The 1,629-nt window shown below is 60.5% G+C and carries 1 protein-coding gene; it reads left to right on the plus strand.

What is annotated here, in order from left to right:
• A partial coding sequence (locus D6877_RS04865; RefSeq protein WP_347233398.1) for an immunoglobulin-like domain-containing protein occupies positions 1–1,629 on the plus strand: 1,629 nt, incomplete at both ends.

Consider the following 1,629-nt stretch of genomic DNA (forward strand, 5'->3'; position numbering starts at 1 on the left):
CCATTGCTGCCGGCGAAACCGTCGGCACCGTGAACGTGCCGACTGCGGCCAATGACGTCTACAACAACGGCAGCACCGTCAGCACGACGATCACCGGGGCTACCGGCGGCAATTTCGAAAACCTGGTGCCGAACACCACGCCAGCCGTTACTACGATCACTGATTCGGTCGACAACACCGGCCTGACCCTGACCGCGACCAACAACATTGTTGAAGGCGGCCAGATCACCTACACCGCGACCTTGACCAACCCGGCGCAAACCCCGGTGACCGTCACTCTGTCGAACGGCTCGACCATCACCATTGAGGCTGGCGAAACCGTTGGCACCGTCAACGTGCCGACTGCGGCCAACGACGTGTACAACAACGGCAGCACCGTCAGCACCACCATCACTGGCGCTACCGGCGGCAACTTCGAAAACCTGGTGCCAAACACCACACCTGCCGTTACCACGATCACCGATTCGGTCGACAACACCGGTCTGACCCTGACTGCGACGAATAACGTCGTCGAAGGCGGCCAGATCACTTACACCGCGACGTTGACCAACCCGGCACAAACCCCGGTAACCGTCACGCTGTCCAACGGCTCGACCATCACCATTGCCGCTGGCGAGACCGTCGGCACCGTCAACGTGCCGACTGCGGCCAATGACGTTTACAACAATGGCAGCACCGTCAGCACCACCATTACCGGCGCTACCGGCGGCAACTTCGAAAACCTGGTGCCGAACACCACGCCAGCAGTCACTACGATCACCGACTCGGTCGACAACACCGGCCTGACGCTGACCGCGACCAACAACATTGTTGAAGGCGGTCAGATCACCTATACCGCGACACTGACCAATCCAGCGCAGACGCCGGTGACCGTCACCCTGTCGAACGGCTCGACCATTACCATTGCAGCTGGTGAGACCGTCGGCACCGTCAACGTGCCGACTGCGGCCAACGACGTCTACAACAATGGCGGCACCGTCAGCACCACGATCACTAGTGCTACCGGCGGCAACTTTGAAAACCTGGTGCCGAACACCACGCCTGCCGTTACCACGATCACTGATTCGGTTGATAACACCGGCCTGACGCTGACCGCGACCAATAACATTGTTGAAGGCGGTCAAATCACTTACACCGCGACACTGACCAACCCGGCGCAGACGCCGGTGACCGTCACCCTGTCGAACGGTTCGACCATCACCATCGCGGCCGGCGAAACCGTGGGCACCGTCAACGTGCCGACTGCGGCCAACGACGTCTACAACAACGGCAGCACCGTCAGCACCACGATCACTGGCGCTACCGGTGGCAACTTCGAAAATCTGGTGCCGAATCCGACGCCAGCTGTCACCACGATTACCGACTCTGTCGATAACACCGGCCTGACCCTGACCGCGACCAACAACATTGTTGAAGGCGGCCAGATCACCTATACCGCGACACTGACCAACCCGGCGCAAACCCCGGTAGCCGTCACGCTGTCGAACGGCTCGACCATTACCATCGCGGCTGGCGAAACCGTCGGCACCGTCAACGTGCCGACTGCGGCCAATGACGTCTACAACAATGGCAGTACCGTCAGCACCACGATCACTGGCGCTACCGGTGGCAATTTCGAAAATCTGGTGC

This window comes from Pseudomonas sp. Sample_9 (assembly GCF_004307535.1).
GTDB lineage: Bacteria > Pseudomonadota > Gammaproteobacteria > Pseudomonadales > Pseudomonadaceae > Aquipseudomonas > Aquipseudomonas mercuritolerans.